General features: G+C 45.1%; 2 protein-coding genes and 1 pseudogene. 1 reads left to right on the top strand and 2 read right to left on the bottom strand.

The features are described from left to right. A pseudogene (locus ACEW8S_RS08535) lies at positions 1–333 on the bottom strand (hypothetical protein); the annotation flags it as partial. A 348-nt stretch (positions 334–681) separates the two neighbouring features. Next, complete coding sequence (locus tag ACEW8S_RS08530) at positions 682–906, bottom strand: hypothetical protein (protein WP_373517735.1); 225 nt, start codon at positions 904–906, stop codon at positions 682–684. Between the two features lie 293 nt (positions 907–1199). Between ACEW8S_RS08530 and ACEW8S_RS08525 the strand changes: the two genes are divergently transcribed. Then, positions 1200–2092: branched-chain amino acid transport system II carrier protein (locus ACEW8S_RS08525; RefSeq protein WP_373517736.1), on the top strand; the 893-nt coding region annotated here is incomplete at its 3' end.

Raw genomic sequence — 2092 nt, 5'->3', positions numbered from 1 at the left:
ATCAAGCGTGGCATAGGGTTCCGACTTGATATCGATAAGTAGTTGTAGTTGTTTTGGGCGGTCCAGTCCAAGGGCAAGTGCTTCTTGCAGAGGTTCGAAATAAAGCCGTTCCAAACTCCACCTGGCGTCGAATTCTTCCGCGGTATGGGCTACGAACAAGGAATCGCCGACCAAAAACACGTCGGCCTCGATGGAACTGGCCCCTGCAGCATAGGCTTTCCAGAAGGGAACATTCTGCAGATAATCGTTGTGGGAATGGATACGGGGTTGGGGATCGTTTTGTGCGAAAAGGCAATTGGAAATCAATACCAGAAAAAGCGCTATTTTTTTCATACCTGCGATTTTTTGGCAATGTATGAAATGTTGGGGGTATCGGAAGTTTTGAGGGTTAAGAAATTATTACGTCCCCTATGCGGAAATGGAGGGGGGGGGCTGGCTGGCTGGCTGGCTGGCTAAATTTGATGAACAAAAAATCAAAAACAAAAAATTCCCGAAAAAAGGGCGAACCAAACTATACTGTTGTGGGGCAAACGACAGTGAAGAAAGCGGCTGCTTATTTAATTTTCGGGAATACTTTTTTAAATTCCGATACTTCTATAGCATGGATCTCGGTGCCATAGCATAGTTTATCCTGAACAAAATTTCAGGATGTGCCCCGACCAGGATTCAGGGCCTATTTTGTTATGCGGCCTGTTGCGTGGCTGCGGCCCTATGTCTTTTCTGGAAAATATTTTCCAAGGTTTTATTGATATCTTGTAATTCGGGGGTCAGGGTCGAAAGATTGCCGCTGACATCCGTAGTCACTTCTTTTCCACAATGAATACATTGGTACTCTTTGATGTGAAGCGTTACTTTTTTGGAGACCGAGTAGTGGTGGCCGAACAAATTGCAGAATATTCTTTTCATGGTAGTAGGATTTAAAATGCATCTTGGTCTTGGGGAAACCGTTGACGCCGAGTTCGAGATTTGGGTTTGAAAGTGGTATACAGCACACTTTATATCATTTCTAACGCCACCATAGCTTTTTTTATTGGATGGCTCTCCCCTATCGGGCCGTTTATTCGATGAACCGCAATTTTTTCGATGAACGGCAGCTTTTCGGAGGTAAATCAAGCATTGCATTCCAACGATTTTCTGCTATCTTTCACATAATATCGTGCTATATTCGTCCTATTATGAGCAGAGATAGTACAAACTATATGTCCAACACCAAAGAGACCCTTATAACCGCCTTCGCCCTCTTCTCGCTTTTCTTCGGGGCGGGAAACCTGATTTTACCGCCATTGCTGGGGTTTCAATCCGGAGGACTTTGGTGGTTGGTCACCTTGGGGTTCTGTGTATCCGCCGTACTGATTCCCATTTTAGGTATTCTGGCACACGCAAGGTTGCAGGGCACCATATTCGACTTTGGCAAAAAGGTGTCACATACGTTCAGTTTGGTCTACTCTTTTCTCGTATATGGCATTTCAATCAGCCTACCCTCCCCACGAACGGCATCGGTAACCCACGAAATGGCCGTACAGCCTTTTTTTGATTCGCCATCGATTATCACGAGTGTAGTTTACTTTCTGCTCGTATTCATTTTTGTCATCAACCGTTCTAAAATTCTGGATATTCTGGGGAAGTTGTTGACGCCAGCAATCCTTCTAATCCTGTTACTGATTATTGGCACTGCGGTATTCTCTTATGATTTTATTTTTGGGCATACGGTTGTTGCAAGTCCTTTTTCGGATGGTATTTTAGAAGGATACCAGACCTTTGATGCGATCGGTGCCGTTGTCGTTGGCGGAGTAATTACCATTTCCATCAATTTAAAAAAGAAGGATGCTGCCTATGCCGATAAAAAAATCTTGATCCGCAACGCCGGATGGTTGGCCGGCTTGGGCCTTTTGCTTATTTATACCGGGCTTATCTTCTCAGGAGCTTTGTTGCATGGCAAGTTCGATGCCGATATCACCCGGACCACTCTTTTGAACGGCATTAGCACCGAAACCTTGGGCAACACCGGCAACCTGTTTTTGAGCATCTTGGTCAGCTTGGCCTGTTTTACAACGGCTGTCGGCATTGTTACGGGAACAGCGGATTTCGTTAA

It is taken from the genome of Pricia sp., from assembly GCF_041745955.1.
In the GTDB taxonomy this organism is placed as follows: domain Bacteria; phylum Bacteroidota; class Bacteroidia; order Flavobacteriales; family Flavobacteriaceae; genus Pricia.
The sequence above is the reverse complement of the archived record's forward strand: the minus strand, read 5'-3'. Positions and strand labels throughout refer to the sequence as shown.